The following is a 19,444-nucleotide window of genomic DNA, read 5'->3' on the forward strand; positions in this document are numbered from 1 at the left end:
GAACACCCATGCAACCGACAGCCGACCAGCGGCGCTGGATGTACCGCCACATGGTACTGAGCCGCTACCTGGAGGAGCGCATCGAGGCGCTCTACATGGAGGGCAAGACCCCGGTGTTCAACATGGCCAAGGGGCCGATCCCCGGCGAGATGCACCTCTCCCACGGCCAGGAGCCCTGTGCCGTGGGCGTCTGCGCCCACCTCGAGGCCGGCGACATCGTCACCGCCACCCATCGGCCCCACCACATCGCCATCGCCAAGGGGGTCGACCTGGACGCCATGGTGGCCGAGATCTTCGGCAAGGGCACCGGCCTCTCCGGGGGCCGCGGCGGCCATATGCACCTCTTCGATGCGGCCGTGAACTTCTCCTGCTCGGGGATCATCGGCGAGGGCCTGGGCCCGGCGGTGGGCGCGGCGCTCTCCCGCCAGATGCAGGGCAGGCCCGGGGTGGCGGTGGCCTTCATGGGCGAGGGCGCGGCCAACCAGGGGGCCTTCCACGAGGCGCTCAACCTGGCGGCCGTGTGGAAGTTGCCGGTGGTCTTCGTGATCGAGGACAACGCTTGGGGCATCTCGGTGGCCAAGCAGGCCTCCACCGCCGTGCCGCGCAACGACCAGCGCGCCATCGCCTACGGCATGCCCGGCCACCACGTGGCCGACAACGACGTGGAGGAGGTGTTCGCCGCCGCCGGTCAGGCCATCGCCCGGGCCCGGGAGGGGCTGGGGCCGAGCCTGATCGAGATCGAGACCGTGCGGCTCGCCGGCCACTTCATGGGCGACGGCGAGGACTACCGGCCCGAGGGCGAGAAGGCGGGGCTCACCGATCCCATTCCCCGCTACCGCCGGGCGCTGCTCGAGGCGGGGGTGTTCGACGAGGACGGCGACGCCGAGTTGGTCGCCGAGGCCCACGAGCGGGTCGAGGCGGCCATCCGCTTCGCCCAGCAGAGCGACTTCCTGCCGCCCGAGCAGGCCCTCGAGAACGTCTTTGCCTAACCGGGAGAAACGATCATGACGACTGCGACTACTACCAAGAGCGCCAGCCGCAAGCTGACCATCGCCCGGGCCATGGCCGAGGCCACCGCCCAGGCGATGCGCGAGGACCCCCGGGTCTTCGTGATGGGCGAGGACGTCGGCCCGCTGGGCGGGGTCTTCGGCAACACCCGCGGCCTGTATGACGAGTTTGGCGCCGAGCGCGTGCGCGACACGCCGATTTCCGAGACGGCCTTTATCGGCGCGGCCGTGGGGGCCGCCTCCGACGGCATGCGGCCCATCGTCGAGCTGATGTTCGTCGACTTCTTCGGCGTCTGCATGGACGCCATCTACAACCTGATGGCCAAGAACACCTACTTCTCCGGTGGCCGGGTCAAGGTGCCCATGGTGCTGATGACCTCCACCGGCGGCGGCTACTCCGATGCCGGCCAACACTCCCAGTGCCTCTACGCCACCTTCGCCCACCTGCCGGGCATGAAGGTGGTGGTGCCGAGCAACGCCCATGACGCCAAGGGGCTGATGACCGCGGCGATCCGCGACGACAACCCGGTGGTCTTCATGTACCACAAGGCGCTGCAGGGCATGGGCTGGCTGGGCACCGAGAAGGGCGCCACCGTGGCGGTGCCCGAGGAAGCCTACACGGTGGAGATCGGCAAGGCCGCCGTGACCCGCGAGGGACGCGACCTGACCCTGGTCAGTCTGGGCGCCGGGGTGCACCACTGCCTGCGCGCCGCCCAGGCCCTGGAGGCCGAGGGCGTCTCCGCCGAGGTAGTCGACCTGCGCAGCCTGGTGCCGCTGGACCGCGACACCGTGCGCGCCTCGGTGGCCAGGACCGGCCGGCTGATCGTGGTCGACGAGGACTACCACAGCTACGGGGTCAGCGGCGAGATCATCGCCAGCGTGGCCGAGCACCCGGGCTGCCGTCTCAAGGCCGCCCCCAAGCGGGTGGCCTATCCGGACATCCCGATTCCCTTCGCGCCGACCATGGAGCAGTGGGCCCTGCCCAGTGCCGACAAGATCGTCGCCGCCTTTCACCAGATGCTGAACGAGAGTTGAGGAGAGACCCCTATGACGACCGAGATCACCGTACCCGAGGACCTCTGGGAGGGCGACACCGAAGGCGTGATCACCGCCTGGCTGGTGGACGATGGCGCCGAGGTCGCCCAGGGCGACCTGGTCGCCGAGGTAATGGTGGAGAAGGCCCAGTACGAGATCGAGGCACCGGTCTCGGGGCGGCTCAACATCACCCGGGGCGAGGACGAGGTGGTGGCCAAGGGCGCCGCCATCGCCACGCTGGAGGCCTGAGATGCGACTGGACAGCCACGATACCCACCTGCCCGCCCCCGCGGGGGCGGGCCCCGAAAGCTCCGGGGTCGCGCCTTTGAGAACGGTACCGCTGCGGGGGATGCGGGGCATGATCGCCTCGAAGATGCTGCAGAGCCTGCAGTCCTCGGCGCAGCTGACCCATCACGCCAGCGCCCGCCTCGACGCCGCTCAGGCGCTGCGCGACCAGTGCCGGCAGCGGGGGCTCGCCGCGCCCTCGCTGCAGGACCTGGTGCTGCGCCTGGTGGTGCAGACCCTGGCCGATTTCCCGGTGCTCAATGCCACCCTGGAGGAGAACCGCATCACCGAGCATGCCGCGGTGCACCTGGGGCTGGCGATTCCGCTGCCCGATGACCTGCTGGTGGCGCCGGCGCTCTTCGAGGCCCAGGCCCTGACCCTGGGCGCGCTGCCCGAGGCGCGCCGGGCGCTCACCGAGCAGGCCCGGGCCGGCAGGCTCGGGGTACGCGAACTGACCGGGGCCACCTTCACCGTCTCGAACCTGGGGCGTTCGCGAGTGCACCACTTCACGCCGGTGCTCAACCTGCCCCAGGTGGCGATCCTCGGCATCGGTGGTATCGAGCCCCGGGCCGTGCCAGACTCGAACGGCTGGCAGGCGGTGGAGGTGATCGGCCTGTCGCTGACCTTCGACCACCGTGCCGTCAATGGCGCCCCGGCGGCGGCCTTCCTCGACGCCCTTTGTGAACGTCTCGAGGAGTTGCCCTCCGATGCCTTCGACCACGAACTGAGTCCCCAGGAGTGAGGCCATGCCGGCAGCCCCGCCCATCGACGACATCCAGACCCGTCTGCAGCGACCCAGCGTGGCCGAGGGGCTGATCCTGGAGGAGGCGCTGCTGGACGCGATCTGCCAGGGCGAGAGCGAGTTCGACCTGCTGGCCTGGTCGCCCCGCGACCGCGCGCTGGTGATGCCGCGTCGCCACGAGCGCCTCCAGGGGTTTCCCGAGGCTCGCCGGGTGCTGCGCGAGCGGGACTGGCCGATCCAGTTCCGCTCCACCGGCGGCACTCCGGTGCCCCAGTCGCCAGCGGTGGTCAATGTGGCCCTGGCGCTGCGTTGCCGGGTGGGCAGTTCCGCCGCCGACCTGGAGTGGGGCTATCGTCGGCTCGGCGACCCCTGGTGTGCCTGGCTCGAGGGCCTAGGCGTCAAGGAGGCCGACCTGGGCTCGGCGCCGGGGGCCTACTGTGACGGCCGCTTCAATGTGCGGATCGGTGGGCGCAAGCTGGTGGGTACTGCTCAGCGCTGGCGCCGGGTGCGCGGCTGTCGTGACATGGCGATGCTGGCCCACGGTGCGATGCAGGTGGGGGAGACCCCCGAGGCGCTGGTCGAGGTGGTCAACGCCTTCCAGGCCGCCATCGACGACCCGCAACGCTTCCGGCCCGAGAGCCATGTGGCCCTGGGCGAGGTGCTACCTGGCTTCGACCTCGAGGCGGTGCTGCCGAGGTTGCTGGAGCGCCTGGCGGACTACGCTATATAGGAAGCATTCTACGAGGGGCCACGAGATGGCCAAACGGGGCACCATGCCGAGCCGTCAGGGGCTGAGTCGCCGCCAGATACTGCATTGCGCTGGGGTGGCCGCCGTCGCCTCGCTCTGCGGCCGGGCGGGCGGCGTCACGGCGTCAGTCAGCGATACCGGTGGGGCGCAGGCTAGCGCGTCCTTCTGCGTAGCCAGGCCGCGCCAAACGGAAGGCCCCTACTTCGTGGATGCCCGGCTCGAGCGCAGCGACCTTCGTTCGGACCCCACCGATGGGACTCGCAAGCCCGGCGTGCCGGTGGCGCTGGCGTTTCACGTTTCCCGGTTCGATGATGATGCCTGCACACCGCTGGTCGGCGCCGTGGTCGATCTCTGGCAGTGCGATGCCCTGGGCGTCTATTCGGGAGTGCAGGACTTCGCGGGACGTTTCGATACTCGCGAACAGCGCTTCCTGCGCGGCTATCAGGTGACGGATAGCCGTGGCATGGCCCGGTTCACCACTCTCTACCCCGGCTGGTATTCGGGGCGGGCCGTGCATATCCACTTCAAGATTCGCACCGACCCCGAGGCCGGCCGTGGGCTGGAATTCACCTCGCAGCTGTACTTCGACGACGCTCTGACCGATCGGGTGCACCAACAGGCCCCTTATGCCGAAAGGGGGCCACGCAATGTACGCAATGACAGAGACGGCATCTACCGGCGCAGTGGCGGAGACGAGCTGGTGCTGGATTTGACCGAAAGCGGGGAGGGCTACACGGGGGACTTCCATCTAGCCCTGGAGATGAATTGAGAGCAGCCCTGGAGATGCGACCACGATCTCCGAGTGGGCCAGCACCTAGCTCTTGCCGGTTGGAGTGGGGCTATCACCGCCTCGGCGACCCGCAGCGCTTCGCCGCGGGCAGCCACGTCGAGGCCTTGCCCGGGTTGGATCTGGAGGCGGCGTTGCCCGGGCTGCTGGAGCGTTTGGCGGTCATGCCCTGAGAGAAGTGCCATGAGTGAGTACACCGATTACCTGTGCGATGTCTTCGCACTATTGGCTGTGGCGATGCGCTGTGCCGCGTCGTCGAAGTCGTCCACCTCGAACGAACAGACGAAGGCGTTCGTGCCGCATTCGGCCGGTGGCGTTTGCGCCGGACGCTGGAGCAGGCCGCCTCCCATCCCTCCGGTATCGATACGCCAATACTCGACGGGAAGACCCTCAACCTTGTCGAATTGCCAACCAAGGAGTGTGCGATAGAAGGTGAGGGCACGCTGGGGATCATCGGCCTGAATCTCGAAATAGCACTGTCCGCTCATGTATCCCTCCTGGATGATCGCGAGACCGGGGCGAGCCGGCCGCTCATGCAAACGATAGACGATACCCACTGACTGATCGATTGCAGGAGGGGAAAATCGACAGCGGCGCCACTAGGCGCCGCTGTCATGCGCGTCAGTGGCGCGGGTCCCAGAGCCGACTGCCGGTGTCGGCCTCGTAGCCCATGCCGTGGGGTGAGGTAACCATCTCCAGTTGCATGCCCCAGGGCGCCATGAAATAGATCCAGCTCAAGCCTTCCATGGGCCCCTCGGTGAATGTCTTGGGTTCGCCCAGTACTTCCACATCGTGCTCTTCCAGGTACGCGACAGCGCTGTCCATGTCGTCCACGTAGAAGGCGATATGGTGGCCGCCGATGTCGCTGTTGCGTGGCTGCTCGGTGCGCTGATCGGGGGCGGTGTACTCGAAGATTTCCAGGTTGGTGCCGTTGCCGCAGCGAACCAGGTGGGCGGCGGGGATGGTGGCCTCGGGATGCACGTCGAGGTTCTCGCTCATCCAGTCATCCTCGAAGGGCCCGAAGGGACCGATGGTGAAGAAGGCCTCGCAGCCGATCACGTCGACGAAGAAGTCCACCGCCGCCTGGCGATCGGGCACGGTGAAACCGAAGTGCTGAGTGCCGCGCATGCCGGGCAGCTCGGCCTGGACGGCCTGGTTGGCCAGCAGCAGCGTCAGGGAGAGGGGAGCTGAAAGGGAAGCGCGTTTGAAGGAATCGAACATGGCAGGTCTCCATTGCTTTGCATTGTTATTGGTGACGTTTGTCGGTGGCGGATGCCACCGGAACGAACCAGCAATGACCATGCCAATCCATGGCGTCGAGTGACGCCATGGAATGCTTGTGTTTATCAGGAATGACGGGACGATAATGCGCATGACAGTTGTCAATGGCGATACATCGGTGTGACAGGTGTCACGTTACAGGAGAGCACTGCACTGCTCGGAAGGAATCCGTCAGGAACATGGCGGCTTCTGGAAGCGGCAATAGAGATACCTCTGCTCCACGCCACCCGGCGTGACATGCAGTGCCTGGTGGTGCTCGTGAAGGATGAGGGAGGCGCCGAGTTCCCGGTGAAGCGCTTCCGGGGTGTAGCGGACCACCTCGAGGCCGCTGCAGGTCGGCGGCGCCTCGGGGGCGAAGGTGCCGATCACGATATGCCCCTGCGCGGCCAGCGCTCGCCACAGCTGGTCGACGTAGCGGGCCCGGTCCTCGCCATCGGTCAGAAAATGAAAGACCGCCCGGTCGTGCCAGATCGCGTAATGGTCGTCGGGGAGTACCACGTCGGTGATGTCCCCCTCGAGCCACTGCACCCGATCGGCACACTCGCCGAGCCTCGCCCGCGCCTGTGCCAGGGCGGCGGTGGCGATATCGAGGACGGTCAGATCCTCGAAGCCGGCCTCCAGGAGGTCGTCCACCAGGGTGGACGCGCCGCCGCCCACGTCGATGATCGGGGCAGAGCGGGCGACCCCGGTGCGATGAATCAGCGCCAGGGAGCTCTGCAGGCTGGGCGCGTACCAACCGAGCCGATGCGACGGCTTGGTCGCATAGAGGCGTTCCCAATGCGGTTTGATGGTCATCGTACGCTCCCTGCCTCGGCGGCTTCTTCTCGATGGGGTCGAGACAGAAGCCGCTGGAGCGCCCGTAGCTGGTCAGCACCACCCGGTCGCCCTGGCGGGCCCTCACGCAGCTTGCAGGCCCGTGGGCAGACGTCGCACTGCAGGCGGCCGTCGTCCAGTCGATGCCAGTGGTGGGTCGGGTGAGCGGTGGTGTCAAGGGGCATGGTCGTGGGGGCTGGGTCGCTCGGCACCTTCATGTATGGTTGAGACTCGCCCGCGCCCGTGATGTTCGGTCACCCCTTCGCCTCAGCTCAGCGCCGCCGCCACGGCCTCGATGGCCTGCGGGTCGGCGCCGGCACTCGGCCCCAGACACCAGGCATCGTGGACCAGGGCGGTGAGCGTCGCGATGCCGCCCTCGGCGACCGGCAGGTGCCCCGAGAGCAGCGTCGCCGGTGCCAGGCGCTCGAGCGCGCTGAGGGAACGGCCCAGGGCGATGCGATCGGTGGTGGCCAGCCAGGGGGCGTCGATCGCCGACCAGGTCACCAGGCCGTCGCGCAGGGTGCTCGCCTCGATGGCCGCCACGCTCTCGGCCGGCTCGGGGAGCAGGGCACCGAAGCTGTCGGCGGCGAACAGGGCGCGCGAGCGGGTGTCGAGGAAGCCGAGCGTCTCCGGTGCGTCGTAGTAGGGCGGGCGCAGCGGCACCAGCTGGCGGTCGCCGAGCGCCAGGCGGGCGCCGGGCTCGAGCAACTGGACACGTCCGGTGTCGAGGCCGAGCAGGCCCATCTTGCCCATGCCTAGAAAACTCGTGACCACCTGGGCCTCTGGAGCGCGGTCGAGCAGGCGCGAGAGGTTGCCGATATGGTCGGCATCGGTGTGGCTCAGCCAGATCCAGCGCAGGTCGACGAGGTCGATCTCGGCTTCCAGGGCCGCGATGAAGGCGTCGCCGAGGGCGGCCAGGCCGGTATCCACCAGCACGGGTTCGGCGCCCTTGTGGAGGAAGGCGTTCACCGCCAGGCCACCCATGCCCGGCAGGGGCAGGAAGGCGGGCAGCACGCGCCAGTCGCGTCCGGCATCCCGGGTCGGCAGCATCACGGGGTAGTGGTTGATGGTCATCGGGGTCTCCACTCTCGGTCATGGGACGGTCTTGTTTTGGGTGAACACTGGTGTTCACAAGTTGAGTGATAGGCCCGCCACCGCCCCTTGTCAAGTATTGAGTGAACAGTTATGTTTATCCAATGACCAGGACACGCCGTTACACCCAGCGCAAGCGCGCCGCCGCCCGGGAGGAGACCCACGAACGCATCGTCGAGGCGACGATGCAGCTCCACGAGGAGGTCGGCCCCCGCGCCACCACCATCAGCGCCATCGCCCAGCGGGCCGGCGTGCAGCGCCTGACCGTCTACCGTCACTTCCCCGACGAGACGGCAGTCTTCCAGGCCTGTACCGCCCACTGGTTCGCACTGAACCCGCCGCCGGAGCCCGCCGGCTGGGCTTCCTGCGAGGCGGGCGAAGCGCGCGCCCGTGCCGCCTTGCTGGCCTTCTACCGCTACTACCGCGGCACCCAGCGCATGTGGCGCGCCGCCCACCGCGACGAGCCCGAGGTCCCGGCGCTGCAGGGGCCCATGGCGGCGTTCCGCGACTACCTGCGCGAGGTGGCCGAGCAGCTGCGCGAGGGTTTCGAGGCGCGGGAGGATCCGCGACTGGCGGCCACGCTCCACCACGCCCTGGCGTTTGAAACCTGGGCGTCGCTCGACAGCCAGGGGCTCGACGACGCGGCCATGGCCGAGCTGGTCGTGGGGTGGTTGGGGGCGCTTCGGCCATGACGGAGGGCGTCATCGCGTGAACCCCGCATGGAACGGTGACCGTGGCGTTGCCCAGTGGGCGCGCCTTCTCGTGCAGGCGCTCGAGCATGGCCTCGCCCACCTGTCAGTAGACCTCGATCTTCAAGAGCTCGATGCGCTCGGCGAACTTGCCACAACCAGAGCCGGTTTGGGCCGTCAACAGGCAGGCTGGCGCTGGTCAGCCGCTGCGCGCTCGCGATGTGCCTGTGCTGCCAGTCGGCGGCGGGGCATGTCTCGATCGCATCTCGCCCACATGAGCGAGCAGGAACTGCTAGAACTGGTAGTGACATCGTCACGTCGGCGGCTCCCCCCCGGAGCCGCCGGCAGGCGTTGCGACCTGATGTCCGCAACGCGCCATGACACCGTATGCGGAGACAGCGCCATGAACCAGACCACGCAACAAGTCAGTGAATACGTCGAGTTCTGGAACGATACCCTGGCCGAGAAGTTCGATCGGTATCAGGAGATCCTGATGAACGGCCTGAGCTACCATAGTCGCGTGCCCCTCGAACGGCTCGCGGTGGCGCCGGGCAGCCGGATCCTCGATGTGGGCTGCGGCTGGGGCGATACCGCCATCGAGCTGGCGCGCCGGACCGGGCCCCAGGGCGAGGTCCTGGGCCTGGACTGCGTCGAGCAGTTCCTGGAGGACGCCCGCCGACGCGCCGACGAGGCCGGCCTGACCAACGTTCGCTTCGTGGCCGCCGACGTGGAGCGCTACCCCTTCGAACCCGAGTACGACCTGTGCTTCTCGCGCTTCGGCATGATGTTCTTCGAGCATCCGGTGGTGGCCATGCGCAACGTCCACAAGGCCTTGAAGCCGGGTGGCGAGCTGATGTTCATCGTCTGGCGCGACATCGAGGACAACCCCTGGCTGGGCCTGCCCAAGCAGGTGGTGCTGGACTTCCTGCCGCCCCCCGGCGAGGACGCCCGCACCTGCGGCCCGGGGCCCTTCTCCATGGCCAACCCCGAGGTGGTCACCCAGCAACTGGAGATCGCCGGCTTCGAGGACATCGCCTTCGAGCGCAACGACGGCCCGGTGGAGGTGGGCGACTCGGTGGAGAACGCCATGCGCTTCCAGCTCGCCCTGGGGCCGGCCGGGGAGGTGTTCCGCGAGGCCGGCGAGGAGGCCGAGCGGCAGCGCCCCCAGATCGAGGAGGCGCTGCGTCAGGCCCTGGCCCCCTATGAGCAGGACGGCAAGATCGTCATGGGCTCCAGCTCCTGGACCATCACCGCCCGCAAGCCCGCGACCTGAGCCAGGCGGGGCCCGATCCGGGCCCCGCCAGACGCCTCAGGGCCGGCAGACGTACCAGTAGTTCTGGAAGTCGTGGTCGAGCTCGTGGACCTCGATGTCGTTGAAGCCAGCCGTGTGGAAGTACTCCTCGGCCCTCTCCCGGCCCCACATCGCCCCGAGCCCTTCGCCGCCGCGGGCCAGCGACACCGTCATGCAGTGCATGCAGGAGAGGGTGTAGAGCAGCGGTCCGATGGGGTGGTCGCGGTCGTGGTGGTGGTGGCTCGAGCCCTTGATGTCCTGGGCCAGGTAGACGCCGTCGTCGGCCAGGGCGCGGCGGATGCCACGCAGTACCGCTGGCGGGTCGGCCTGGTCGTGCACGGCGTCGAAGGTGGTGATGAGGTCGAAGGCGGCCGGTTCGGCGGTGCGGTCGAAGTCGGTCAGGTCGCGCACTTCGAAGACCACGTTGGTGTTGCCGAGCTCGTGCGCCTCCTGGCGGGCCTTGGCGATGGCCTCCTCGGAGAGGTCATAACCGGTGAAGCGGCTTTGCGGGAAGCGACGAGCCAGGGTATTGAGGGCCCGGCCGCGGCCGCAGCCGGCGTCGAGCACGCGGATGCCGGCCTCGAGGCGGTCGACCAGCCCCGGCACCAGCGGCAGGATGTGCGACTCCAGCGCCGGTACCACCGACTGGCCGCTGTCCTCGGCCATGATCTCGTGGAAGCGGCCGAAACGCTCGTAGGGCACGCCGCCGCCGTCATGGAAGCAGCGCACGATGTCGTCTTCCACGGTGCCGAGCAGTGGAATGTACTGGGCGAACACCGCGATGTTGTCCGTCGGCGAGCGTCGGCTGAGGCAGGCGGCGTGTTCCGCCGGCAGGTGGTAGGTACCGGTGGCCGGGTCGTGCTCGACGATGTTGCCCACCGTCATCGCGCCCAGCCATTCGCGCACGTAGCGCTCGGCGAGGCCGGCGCGGTCGGCAATCTCGCGGCTGGTGGCCGGGGGCATCTCGGCCAGGGTGTCGAAGAGGCCGGTGCGATGACCGAGCGAGGTCATCAGGCTCAAGGCGCCTCCATTGAGAATCTCCACGAGGCGGTCGGCGAAGGCCTCGGCGTGTCGTTCATCGAAGGCGGTAACGGCCGGGGCTGCGTCATTGGATGCCGTCATGATGTTTCCCCTGTCGGTGGATGGGGGCCGGGCTGTCCGGCTTCCCTACTAGCGTGGGCGTGACCCGGAATTGCGGCTAGTGAACCCGTGGTCGGGTTCTCGCGGGGCGGCGCGTCTCGACTACAATCAGCCATATACGCCAGGCGTAGGCGGCAACGGCGCGGCCCTGACCGGCTGTGGGGCCGACGAACTGGACTTCCGGTACGGTGAACCGGGGGTGGCCATGAAGATGGGCAGGGGCGAGGCGACCCGCGAGCGCATCCTGGCGATCGCGGAGTCGGCGGTGCTGGCGAAGGGCTTCGGTGCCACTTCCATCGAGGAGCTGATCGCCGAGGCCGGGCTCACCAAGAGCGGGTTCTTCTACCATTTCCGCGACAAGAACGAGCTGGCGCGGGCACTGCTGCTGCGCTACATGGAGCGCGAGGATGTCCTGCTCGACGACGTCTTCGCCCGCGGCCGCGAACTGGCCGGCGACCCCCTCCATGGCTTCCTGGCCGGCCTGAAGTTGCTGGCAGAGACCATGAGCAACCTGCCGGGCGACTATCCCGGCTGCCTCGTCGCCACCTACTGCTACCAGGAGCGCCTCTTCGATCGCGGCGTGCGCGAGCTCAACCGGCGCATCGTGCTGCACTGGCGGGCGCGCTTCAGTGCCATCCTGGCCGAGATCGTCGAGCAGCATCCGCCGCGGGAACCGGTGGACGCCGAGGCCCTGGCCGACATGGTGTCGACGGTCATCGAGGGCGGCCTGGTGCTGGGCCGCGCCACCGGTGATCCACAGATCCTGCCCACCCAACTGATGCTGCTGCGTCGCTATGTCCAGCTGCTGTTCGAGCCGCTGCACTGAGCCTGCACCTGGCCGCGAACACCTCGACGCTCCTGGTCGGCTGGTGGAGCGGGTCATCCACCACTCACCGGGGGCGTCCCTGATCGAGGAAAATATTGCCAGATTTGCCGCCAGGAGACGGCCCCTTGTCCTTCGGCAAACTCGCTGCTCCACCTGAGGGAAGGGGGGACGCGCTGCTCAGAACGAACCCACCAGGGTGCCGACGGCAATCAGCATCACCAGCGCGACAAGGGGTGCCACGACGGCGACCATCGCGATATCGAGGTAGGCCTGGCGGTGCGTCAGGCCGCAGATGGAGAGCAGCGTGATCACCGCACCGTTATGCGGTAGCGCATCCAGTCCCCCGGTGGCCACCGCCGTGACCCGGTGCATCAACTCGGGCGCGATGCCGGCGGCCTGGCCCATGGCCAGGTAGGTGTCACCCAGTGTGGCCAGGGCGATGCTCATGCCGCCCGAGGCCGACCCTGTCATCCCCGCCAGCAGGTTGACCGCGATGGCAAGCGAGATCAGCGGGTTGTCTCCCCCCACCGAGGTGACCCAGGCGCTGATCGTGTCGAAGGCCGCGAGGGACGCGATCACCGAACCGAAGCCGACCAGGCTGGCGGTGTTGAAGATCGGCAAAAGCGAGGCATTGGCGCCGCTGTCGAGGGTGGTGGTGAGGGTCTTCAGGCGTTGCCGGTTGGTGAGGATGATGACCCCGATGGCGATCACCAGGGCGGCGATCACCGACCAGAGCCCGCGCACCGCCTCGATGCCGGTCGCGCCATACAGCGGCTCGGCCAGGTACCCCGTCTCCATGGCCGGGATCACTGTCGTGGTGAACAGCAGGTTCAGCGCGATCACCAGCACGATCGGCAGCAGCGCCAGTGGCAGGGAGGGCAGCGAACCGAGGGGCTGCCGAGGGGCGACCTCGGCCAGGTCGAATCCTTCGCCCGCCGCGTGTTCGCGCAGGTTGCCGACCACCCGCGGATCGTCGCGGTGGTCGCCGTAGCCTTCTCCAGCCCGTCGGGCCTGACGGGCCCGGTAGTTCAGCCAGGCCTGTCCCGACACCAGCATGACGAGCCCGGTGAGGATGCCGAGCCCCGGCGCGGCAAAGGGGGAGGTGCCGAAATAGGGCATGGGAATGGCGTTCTGGATGGCCGGCGTGCCCGGTAGCGCCGTCATGGTGAAGGTGAAGGCGCCCAGGGCGATGGTGCCGGGGATCAGCCGCTTGGGCAGCCGGGCCTGGCGAAACAGGGCCGCCGCGATCGGGTAGACCGCAAAGGCCACGACGAACAGCGAGACACCGCCATAGGTCATCACCGCACAGGAGAGCACCACCGCCAGGATGGCACGCGTGTCGCCCAGGCGCTCGACGATCGCGCTCGCCAGTACCTCGGCGCTGCCCGAATCTTCCATCAGCTTGCCGAACACCGCCCCCAGCAGGAACAGCGGAAAGTAACGGACGATGAAATCCCCCGCGGCCCCCATGAAGACCTGGGTATAGCTGGCCAGCAGCGGGGTGTCGACCGAGACCAGTGCCACCAGCGCGGCCAGTGCCGGCGCCAGGATCAACAGGCTGAGGCCGCGATAGGCGAGATACATCAACAGCAGCAAGGCACCGGCAATCGCCAGGATACCGCTCATTCCTGATCCTCTTCGCCTTGCCTGGCGGGGGGGGCGTCGTCGGCCGTCGTGAGCGGGCGGAAGGTGTCGGCGAAGACCGTATTCAGGTCGAAGGTCGAGCGCTCGCCGAGGGCGTCGAAGTGCGCATCCAGCCAGCGGCTGGCCCAGGCACGGCCCTGGGCATGCAAGCGGGAGAGGAACCCCCATTCGGCATTCATCTTGCTGGAGGCGCTCAGTGCTTCGGCGTCGTGCTCTGCATGGATCAGGTGCAGGCGCATCGCGCGGTAACTCTCGAGTTCCAGCCCTTCCGCCTCGATCAACTGGTGCAACAGCTGAATACTGCGCAGCTCCTTGATCAGACTCGAGTTGAAGGTGATCTCATTGATCCGGTTGATGATCTCTCGGGACGTGTCGGGCAGCTTGCGGCGCACGAGGGGATTGACCTGGACCACCACCAGGTCACGGCAACCCTGATCGTCGACCAGCGGATAGAGCGCCGGGTTGCCGCTGTAGCCGCCGTCCCAGTAGGCCTCGCCATCGATCTCCACCGACGGGAACATGAAGGGCAGGCAGGCCGATGCCATCACGGTATCGACCGTCAGCGCCGGTTGGCGAAATATCGTCGCCCGCCCGGTGCGCACATTGGTGGCGGTGATGAACAGCTTGACCTGGCGGCAGGCGTTGACCCGTTCGAAATCGACCAGCCTGATCACCAGGTCGCGCAATGGATTGACGCCGAGGGGGTTGAGCTTGGCCGGGGCGATCAGCTGGGTGAGGCTCTCGAAGAGCAGGTAGCTCGGCGAATGATCGAGGCTGTCGTTACCCATCAGCCGGTCCCAGGGGCTGCGCTGAATGGGGGAAAAGCGGGCCGCATCGCTGACCGCCTTCCAGAAGGCATGCAGTGCCGCACGGGCGCCATCGCGGCCGTTTCTGTGCAGCCCATCGGCCAGCACCACGGCATTCATGGCGCCCGCGCTGGTGCCGCTGATCCCGTCGATTTCCAGCCGCTCGTCTTCCAGCAGGCGATCCAGAACGCCCCAGGTCAAGGCCCCGTGTGAGCCTCCGCCCTGCAACGCCAGGTCGATGCGCTTCCTTTCGCCCCTCGCCATGCCTTCCCCCGCTCACACATGGATGCTGCAACGCAGTGTAAACCTCCTGCCGGTACCTGTCTGCACCCTGTCGCCTCCCTGGGAGCATTGGACGACAACGGTCGTCCTTGGGCGCAGGCAGTACCTCGGTCACATGATCGCCGCTGAACGCAGCCCTGCGACTGCCGGGGGCATGCCTCCTCGGTCGTCCAGCCAGGCGGCCAGGTGGCCGCTCAGTTCGCGGGCGTCGTCGTCGGCGCCGTAGAGGCTGGCCGACTTGCGTCGGCGCAGGAAGGGCAGGCCCAGGACGTAGAGCCCCGGGGCCGCGACGACCCCGCCGTGGTGCTTGAGGCGTCCCTTGGCATCGAACACCGGGACCCGCAACCAGGAGAAGTCGGGCCGGAAGCCGGTGGTCCAGAGCACCGTCTTGATCTCGCCGGCGGCCAGGTCGAGGCCCAGGCAGGGCCGCGCCGGCACCCGGGTAGGCGCCGGGCGCTCGGGGGCCGGCAGGGTGTCGTGCCAGCCGTGGGCCAGCGCCCAGGCGTCCAGGTTGTCGAGCAGCCGACCCAGCTTGAGGTCAGCCGAGGCACAGTGCATGGCCAGGGAGCCGGCGAACTGCAGACGGTTGCCGGCAATCCCCGCCAGACGCCCGACCAGGCGCACGCCGTGCTCGCCCAGGGCGTTGAGATCCAGGTCGCGCGGGTCGGGGCCGCCCACCAGCTGGGGCGAGGGGGTACGCCGCGCCCGATTGATGTCCTCCACCTCGTCGAAACGCTGGTCGAGCAGGCCGGCGGCATCCAGCCACCACTCGATGTCGCGACCGCGGTAGCGCCGCGGCAGGCGCAGGTGCGCGCCCACCGCCAGGGTCACCGGCCGGCCGCTGCGCTGGAGCTCGTCGGCCAGCTGCACGCCGCTGGCCGAGGCGCCCACCACCAGCACCCCGCCCGGCGGGAGCTGGTCCGGGCGACGATACTCCCGCGGAGTCAGGCTGGTGATCCAGGGGGGCAGGGCCTCGGCCAGGGTGGGCACCACCGGCACCTGGCAGGCGCCGGTGGCCATCACCACCGACCGGCAGCGCCAGATGTCGCGGTTGGTGATGACCTGGTAGCCGTCGTGGGTGGCCTCCACCCACTGCACCCGGGTGCCGGTGTGGATCGGTGAGGCGAGCCGCCGGGCGTAGTCGTCGAGGAAGGCGATCAGCTCCGGCATGCTCATGTAGCCGTCGGGATCGGGGCCCGCGTAGGCCTGCCCGGGTAGCCGGCACTCCCAGTTGGGGGTGAGCAGGTGCAGCGAGTCCCAGCGCTCCCGACGCCAGGCGTTGGCCACCTCGCCGCGCTCCAGGATCACATGGTCGATACCGCGCCGCGCCAGGTGGTGGCCCATGGCGAGCCCGGCGTGTCCCGCGCCGATGACCACGACGGTCACGGCGCGGGCCGGGCGGTGTCGCGGCGGGTGAAGGCCGTCGCTCATTTCACCCTCACCGAGACATTGGTCGGGTTGGTGAGGGCGTCGTAGACCGCCGAGCGCTTCTGCGACTGGGCCACCAGCGCCTCGATCTCCTCCCGGGTGGCGTCGGCGTCGATCTCGAAGGTGACCCTCACGTCGTCGAAGCCGTTGCGCACGTCGCCATCCATGCCGAGGATGCCCTGGATATCCATGCTGCCCTCCAGGGTGGCCTTGATCGAACGTAGCTGGATCTCGCGGTTCTGGGCGACGGCGGCGATGCCGGCGGTCAGGCAGCCGGCGAGGCCGACCAGGACGTACTCCACCGGGGTGGGGCCGTGGTCCTCGGAGGCGAAGACCTCGGGGTGGTCCGCATCGAAGGTGAAGCGGCGCTTGTGACGCTGTTCTTCACAGAGGCCGTGGTAGCTTTCCACCGTGGCCCGGCTGTGGGTGCCGTTGACCCAGTCGCAACTGGTGCGCCAGGTGAAGCGGGCCGCCTCGGGGGCCTGGGCCAGCGCCTCGCGGGCGCCCAGCAGGGCGGCGACATTGACGCCGTTGTCGACACGGATGGTGGCGGTTTGCATGCTCGTCTCTCCTCAAGGGATAGTTGTTGTCTGACCGGACTGGTCAGGCACAAGCTTGGGCCGGGCACGTGGGACCCAGCGTGGGAGAGGGCGTGGTATTTCAGGTGCCCGGCGTGGAAGTTTCCCGGACGTGAGGCGAGACGAGCCGGAACGCCCATACCCGCTCGAGCGGCATGCCGGCCTGGTGCTGGGCCAGGCGCACCGACTCGGCGTCGGGGGCGCGGTAGAGGCAGATCATGCGCTTGCCGTCTCGCGAGTGGAAGGTACGCACGAAGCGTACCCGGTGATTCTGCAGGCAGGCCGAGCCGGCATCCTCCAGGGCCTGGATGTGCTCGACGGTGGCCGGTTCGCGAAAACGGCGCTCCACCAGCACGTTGGCGCCGGCGGGGTCCTCGCCCGGGGCGTCGTGCACGCTGCCGGGCCACAGGGAGGTGACGTCGGCGCCAGCCTGGCGAAGCCCGACCCGCGCCGACTCTGTATCCGGGGCCCGAAAATGGCACAGCAACCGGCGGCCGTCCTTCGCCAGCAGGCTGCCCTGCCAGGTGACCCGGTGCACGTCGAAACAGTCCTGGGCGGCCAGCGTCACCGCCAACACGAATTCCGTCTCGAGCGGTCTTTCGAAGCACCGCTCGAGAAAGACGTCGATCATGGTTTCTCCTCTGGCTCGGGATCGGCGATGAGCCCGGCGACACGATTCCGTGCCCATCGGGCGACCGGCCCCCGCGCGAGGGCGGCCACCGCATCGGCATGCTGACGTTGGCTCGTCGTGTCGCCGGCGGCACCATGGGCTTCACACAGCACATGGTGGGCCAGCATCTGCTCGGTGGCTCGTTCGAGCACCCGTGCGTATTCGAGCGCTTCCTCGGCGCGGCGCATGGCATCGTCGTGACGGCCGCGCGCCAGGTCCAGCAGCGCCGCATGGGTCAGCAGGTAGGCGAGCCGGTGCTTGGCGTCGGCGTTGCGCAACGCCTCCAGAGCGGCCGCCAGTGGCGCCGCGTCGTCTTCCTGGGCATAGCGGCAGAGCGCTTCCGCGGCGTGTGCGAACGGGGCTTCGCTGCCGTCGCGAAGCCGTTCTCCCAGTTCCAGCAGCATGGCGCAACGCAGGCGCGCCGAGGCGTAACGGGAGCGCTCGATATCGAGCATCAGCAGGTATTCGTTGGCCTGGAACTCGCCGAGGCGATCCCCGGTCGCCTTGCACAGGGTGCGCGCGTCCTTGAAATGTCCCTCGGCGTCGTCCAGGCGGTTGCCGTGCAGGCCCAGCAGGCCGAGTGCCATGGGGATGGCGGGGTGACGGATCCGTTGCTGCGCGGCGAGTACCTGTGCCTCCGCGAGCATCGCGGCGGCCTGTTCCAGGTCGCGCTCGAGCATGGCCAGGCATCGGGCGGTTTCCGCCATGGCGATGACCTGTTCGCGATCGCTGGCGCTGCGGGTGACCCGCTCGGCCTGCAGCGACTCTTCATGAGCCACCGACCACTGGCCGTGGGCCCAACGAATGTGGCTGGCCAGCTGGTAGCCGAGCCGGGCATGGGCCAGAGCGCCATGCTCCAGCGCCTGCTCGGCCAGGGCGACCAGTTCGCGCGCGCCGGCCTCCCAATCCTCCAGCGGGGCGGCGCAGAGCATGATGTCGTGCAGCTCGAGCGTCAGGCAGACGCGCCGGGTGTCGGAGAGTTCTTCGGCCAGGGCCACGCCCTTGTGCGCGAACCGCAGCGCCTCCTCGTTGGCGAAGAAACGCAGGCAGAGACGACCGGCGGTGATCATGGCCTGGGCCGCCAGCCCCGGGTCGCCGCTCAGTTGGGCGTGATGGGCGAGCACAGCGGCATGATCGAGGTCGCAAGCCGGCTCCTCGTTCAGCCATTCGGCGATGCGCCGATGCATCACCTGGCGCCGCGCCGGGGATATGCCCGCGTAGAGGCGGTGCGCCACCCGGGCGTGGGAAAAGCACAGACCGTGCTCGGTGGCTGCGAGGAACTCCAGGCGTTCGGCTACCTCGAGGGATTCGCCGATGCGGTTGGCGTCCAACCCGGTGAACCGGCTCAGCGAGGCCGCATCGATGCAGGGCGACAGCACCGCCGCCCAGCGCAGCACTTCCTGAGCGTCGGCGTCGAGCCTCTCCAGTGCCTGGTGCATGCGCGCGTCGAGCGCTGCCTCGTCGGTGCCGGCCGGCGGGACGTCGGTGGATCGGGCCGGGGGAGGCGCCTCGGCTGCCGGAGGAGGGCCGAGCGGCTCCCGCCTGGCCCGCACCAGCGCGCCCGAGGGGGGGATGCCCGCCTCCTTGATCAACCGCATCCCCAGCTGGAAGTGCTGCTCGGCCTCGCGGGGGCGGCGAAGGGTCAGCAGCAGGCGGATCAGGCGGGCGCGTGCCGTCTCGTCGAAGGGCGACAGCCGGACCAGGGCGTGGGCGTGGGGCAGCGCCCGCTCGGGAGCCTCCGCCAGGCGCTCGACCAGCGCCGACAGCAGCGCAGTCTGGGCGCGCATGGCACGTTCACGTTCGGCCAGACACCAGCTGTGGAAGTCGTGGAAGTTCGCCAGGTCCAGGCCTTCCAGGAAGGGGCCGCGATACCGCACGGCGGCCGCTTCGAGGGCCTCGGTATCGGCGTCTGCCACCCCCCGATCGGTCAACCGGTACAGCAGGGCGACATCGATATCGATGTCCGAGGTGTCGAGGCCGACCATCAGCCGATCGGCGACGAGGCGCGTGCGGCCAGGGGTATCCACCAGTCGGCGCAGCTTCGACAGGCTCCAGCGCAGCGAGCCGCGGGGGTCGTCCGGCAGTTCCCACAGCAGATCGCAGAGGTGCTCGCGACTGAAGGAGCGGGCATGCAGGGCGAGGTAGGCGAGCAGGGCACGGGTCTTCTTCGAGGGCGGCAGAGCCAATGGCTGCCCCTCTCGAATTACTTCGAGATCGCCGAGCAAGTTGAGGGTCAGCGTATTCATCACCCAGGCCGCGTAAGGGGACTCACACAGTATAGCGCCGTTCGCCGCGCTTCC

General features: G+C 68.6%; 20 protein-coding genes. 9 read left to right on the forward strand and 11 right to left on the reverse strand.

Features of this window, described 5'->3' with window-relative positions; all coding sequences use genetic code 11:
• The first annotated feature begins 8 nt into the window (after window positions 1-8).
• From AC5W54_RS09825 to AC5W54_RS09850, 6 genes are read left to right on the forward strand one after another with little or no spacing between them, the layout of a single operon-like run.
• Window positions 9-989 (forward strand): thiamine pyrophosphate-dependent dehydrogenase E1 component subunit alpha, encoded by a 981-nt coding sequence (locus tag AC5W54_RS09825; RefSeq protein ID WP_495961902.1) that lies wholly within the window; start codon window positions 9-11, stop codon window positions 987-989.
• Between the two features lie 15 nt (window positions 990-1,004).
• Window positions 1,005-2,042, forward strand: coding sequence for an alpha-ketoacid dehydrogenase subunit beta (locus AC5W54_RS09830; protein ID WP_495961903.1), 1,038 nt, complete (start codon window positions 1,005-1,007; stop codon window positions 2,040-2,042).
• A 12-nt stretch (window positions 2,043-2,054) separates the two neighbouring features.
• The gene (locus tag AC5W54_RS09835) at window positions 2,055-2,291 is read left to right on the forward strand and encodes a biotin/lipoyl-containing protein (RefSeq protein ID WP_495961904.1); all 237 of its coding nucleotides are present in this window, start codon (window positions 2,055-2,057) and stop codon (window positions 2,289-2,291) included.
• 1 nt (window position 2,292) lies between these two features.
• Window positions 2,293-3,069: a 2-oxo acid dehydrogenase subunit E2 gene (locus AC5W54_RS09840; RefSeq protein ID WP_495961905.1), complete on the forward strand. Its 777-nt coding sequence runs from the start codon at window positions 2,293-2,295 to the stop codon at window positions 3,067-3,069.
• 4 nt (window positions 3,070-3,073) lie between these two features.
• Entirely contained in the window at window positions 3,074-3,799 is a 726-nt protein-coding gene (locus tag AC5W54_RS09845) for a lipoyl protein ligase domain-containing protein (RefSeq protein WP_495961906.1), read from the forward strand.
• Between the two features lie 25 nt (window positions 3,800-3,824).
• A complete protein-coding gene (locus tag AC5W54_RS09850; RefSeq protein WP_495961907.1) occupies window positions 3,825-4,586 on the forward strand; it encodes an intradiol ring-cleavage dioxygenase in 762 nt (253 codons plus the stop codon).
• A gap of 218 nt (window positions 4,587-4,804) precedes the next feature.
• Here AC5W54_RS09850 and AC5W54_RS09855 read toward each other — a convergent pair whose 3' ends face one another.
• The 4 genes from AC5W54_RS09855 to AC5W54_RS09870 all read right to left on the reverse strand — a co-directional run bounded on the left by AC5W54_RS09855 (window position 4,805) and on the right by AC5W54_RS09870 (window position 7,772).
• Window positions 4,805-5,092, reverse strand: a complete 288-nt coding sequence (locus tag AC5W54_RS09855) for a VOC family protein (RefSeq protein ID WP_495961908.1) — start codon at window positions 5,090-5,092, stop codon at window positions 4,805-4,807.
• Between the two features lie 133 nt (window positions 5,093-5,225).
• Window positions 5,226-5,825 carry a VOC family protein gene (locus AC5W54_RS09860; protein WP_495961909.1) on the reverse strand — a complete coding sequence of 200 codons (600 nt, stop codon included), beginning with the start codon at window positions 5,823-5,825 and terminating at the stop codon, window positions 5,226-5,228.
• Window positions 5,826-6,056: 231 nt separating this feature from the next.
• On the reverse strand, window positions 6,057-6,680 hold the full coding sequence (locus AC5W54_RS09865; protein WP_495961910.1) for a class I SAM-dependent methyltransferase: 624 nt from the start codon (window positions 6,678-6,680) through the stop codon (window positions 6,057-6,059).
• Between the two features lie 285 nt (window positions 6,681-6,965).
• Entirely contained in the window at window positions 6,966-7,772 is an 807-nt protein-coding gene (locus tag AC5W54_RS09870) for an oxygen-binding di-iron domain-containing protein (RefSeq protein ID WP_495961911.1), read from the reverse strand.
• 122 nt (window positions 7,773-7,894) lie between these two features.
• Here AC5W54_RS09870 and AC5W54_RS09875 point away from each other — a divergent pair, with 122 nt between their 5' ends.
• Both AC5W54_RS09875 and AC5W54_RS09880 read left to right on the forward strand, forming a co-directional pair.
• A complete protein-coding gene (locus tag AC5W54_RS09875; RefSeq protein ID WP_495961912.1) occupies window positions 7,895-8,482 on the forward strand; it encodes a TetR/AcrR family transcriptional regulator in 588 nt (195 codons plus the stop codon).
• 400 nt (window positions 8,483-8,882) lie between these two features.
• Window positions 8,883-9,752, forward strand: coding sequence for a class I SAM-dependent methyltransferase (locus tag AC5W54_RS09880; RefSeq protein WP_495961913.1), 870 nt, complete (start codon window positions 8,883-8,885; stop codon window positions 9,750-9,752).
• Between the two features lie 36 nt (window positions 9,753-9,788).
• On the opposite strand, the gene AC5W54_RS09885 is transcribed toward AC5W54_RS09880, so the two are convergent.
• Window positions 9,789-10,892: a class I SAM-dependent methyltransferase gene (locus AC5W54_RS09885; RefSeq protein WP_495961914.1), complete on the reverse strand. Its 1,104-nt coding sequence runs from the start codon at window positions 10,890-10,892 to the stop codon at window positions 9,789-9,791.
• A gap of 223 nt (window positions 10,893-11,115) precedes the next feature.
• Here AC5W54_RS09885 and AC5W54_RS09890 point away from each other — a divergent pair, with 223 nt between their 5' ends.
• Window positions 11,116-11,736 (forward strand): TetR/AcrR family transcriptional regulator, encoded by a 621-nt coding sequence (locus AC5W54_RS09890; protein ID WP_495961915.1) that lies wholly within the window; start codon window positions 11,116-11,118, stop codon window positions 11,734-11,736.
• A 177-nt stretch (window positions 11,737-11,913) separates the two neighbouring features.
• On the opposite strand, the gene AC5W54_RS09895 is transcribed toward AC5W54_RS09890, so the two are convergent.
• The 6 genes from AC5W54_RS09895 to AC5W54_RS09920 form a co-directional block, all read right to left on the reverse strand.
• On the reverse strand, window positions 11,914-13,362 hold the full coding sequence (locus AC5W54_RS09895) for a GntP family permease (RefSeq protein WP_495961916.1): 1,449 nt from the start codon (window positions 13,360-13,362) through the stop codon (window positions 11,914-11,916).
• Window positions 13,359-14,450 (reverse strand): patatin-like phospholipase family protein, encoded by a 1,092-nt coding sequence (locus AC5W54_RS09900; protein WP_495961917.1) that lies wholly within the window; start codon window positions 14,448-14,450, stop codon window positions 13,359-13,361. The genes AC5W54_RS09895 and AC5W54_RS09900 overlap by 4 nt, the downstream gene beginning before the upstream one ends.
• A 129-nt stretch (window positions 14,451-14,579) precedes the next feature.
• Window positions 14,580-15,899, reverse strand: coding sequence for an NAD(P)-binding domain-containing protein (locus AC5W54_RS09905; RefSeq protein ID WP_495961918.1), 1,320 nt, complete (start codon window positions 15,897-15,899; stop codon window positions 14,580-14,582).
• Window positions 15,896-16,456, reverse strand: a complete 561-nt coding sequence (locus tag AC5W54_RS09910; RefSeq protein ID WP_495961919.1) for an OsmC family protein — start codon at window positions 16,454-16,456, stop codon at window positions 15,896-15,898. The genes AC5W54_RS09905 and AC5W54_RS09910 overlap by 4 nt, the downstream gene beginning before the upstream one ends.
• Before the next feature lie 100 nt (window positions 16,457-16,556).
• Window positions 16,557-17,105 (reverse strand): nickel-binding protein, encoded by a 549-nt coding sequence (locus AC5W54_RS09915; protein ID WP_495961920.1) that lies wholly within the window; start codon window positions 17,103-17,105, stop codon window positions 16,557-16,559.
• Window positions 17,102-19,330, reverse strand: coding sequence for an ATP-binding protein (locus tag AC5W54_RS09920; protein WP_495961921.1), 2,229 nt, complete (start codon window positions 19,328-19,330; stop codon window positions 17,102-17,104). The genes AC5W54_RS09915 and AC5W54_RS09920 overlap by 4 nt, the downstream gene beginning before the upstream one ends.
• Window positions 19,331-19,444: the final 114 nt, after the last annotated feature.

The organism is Halomonas sp. LMYGS-3, assembly GCF_059509875.1.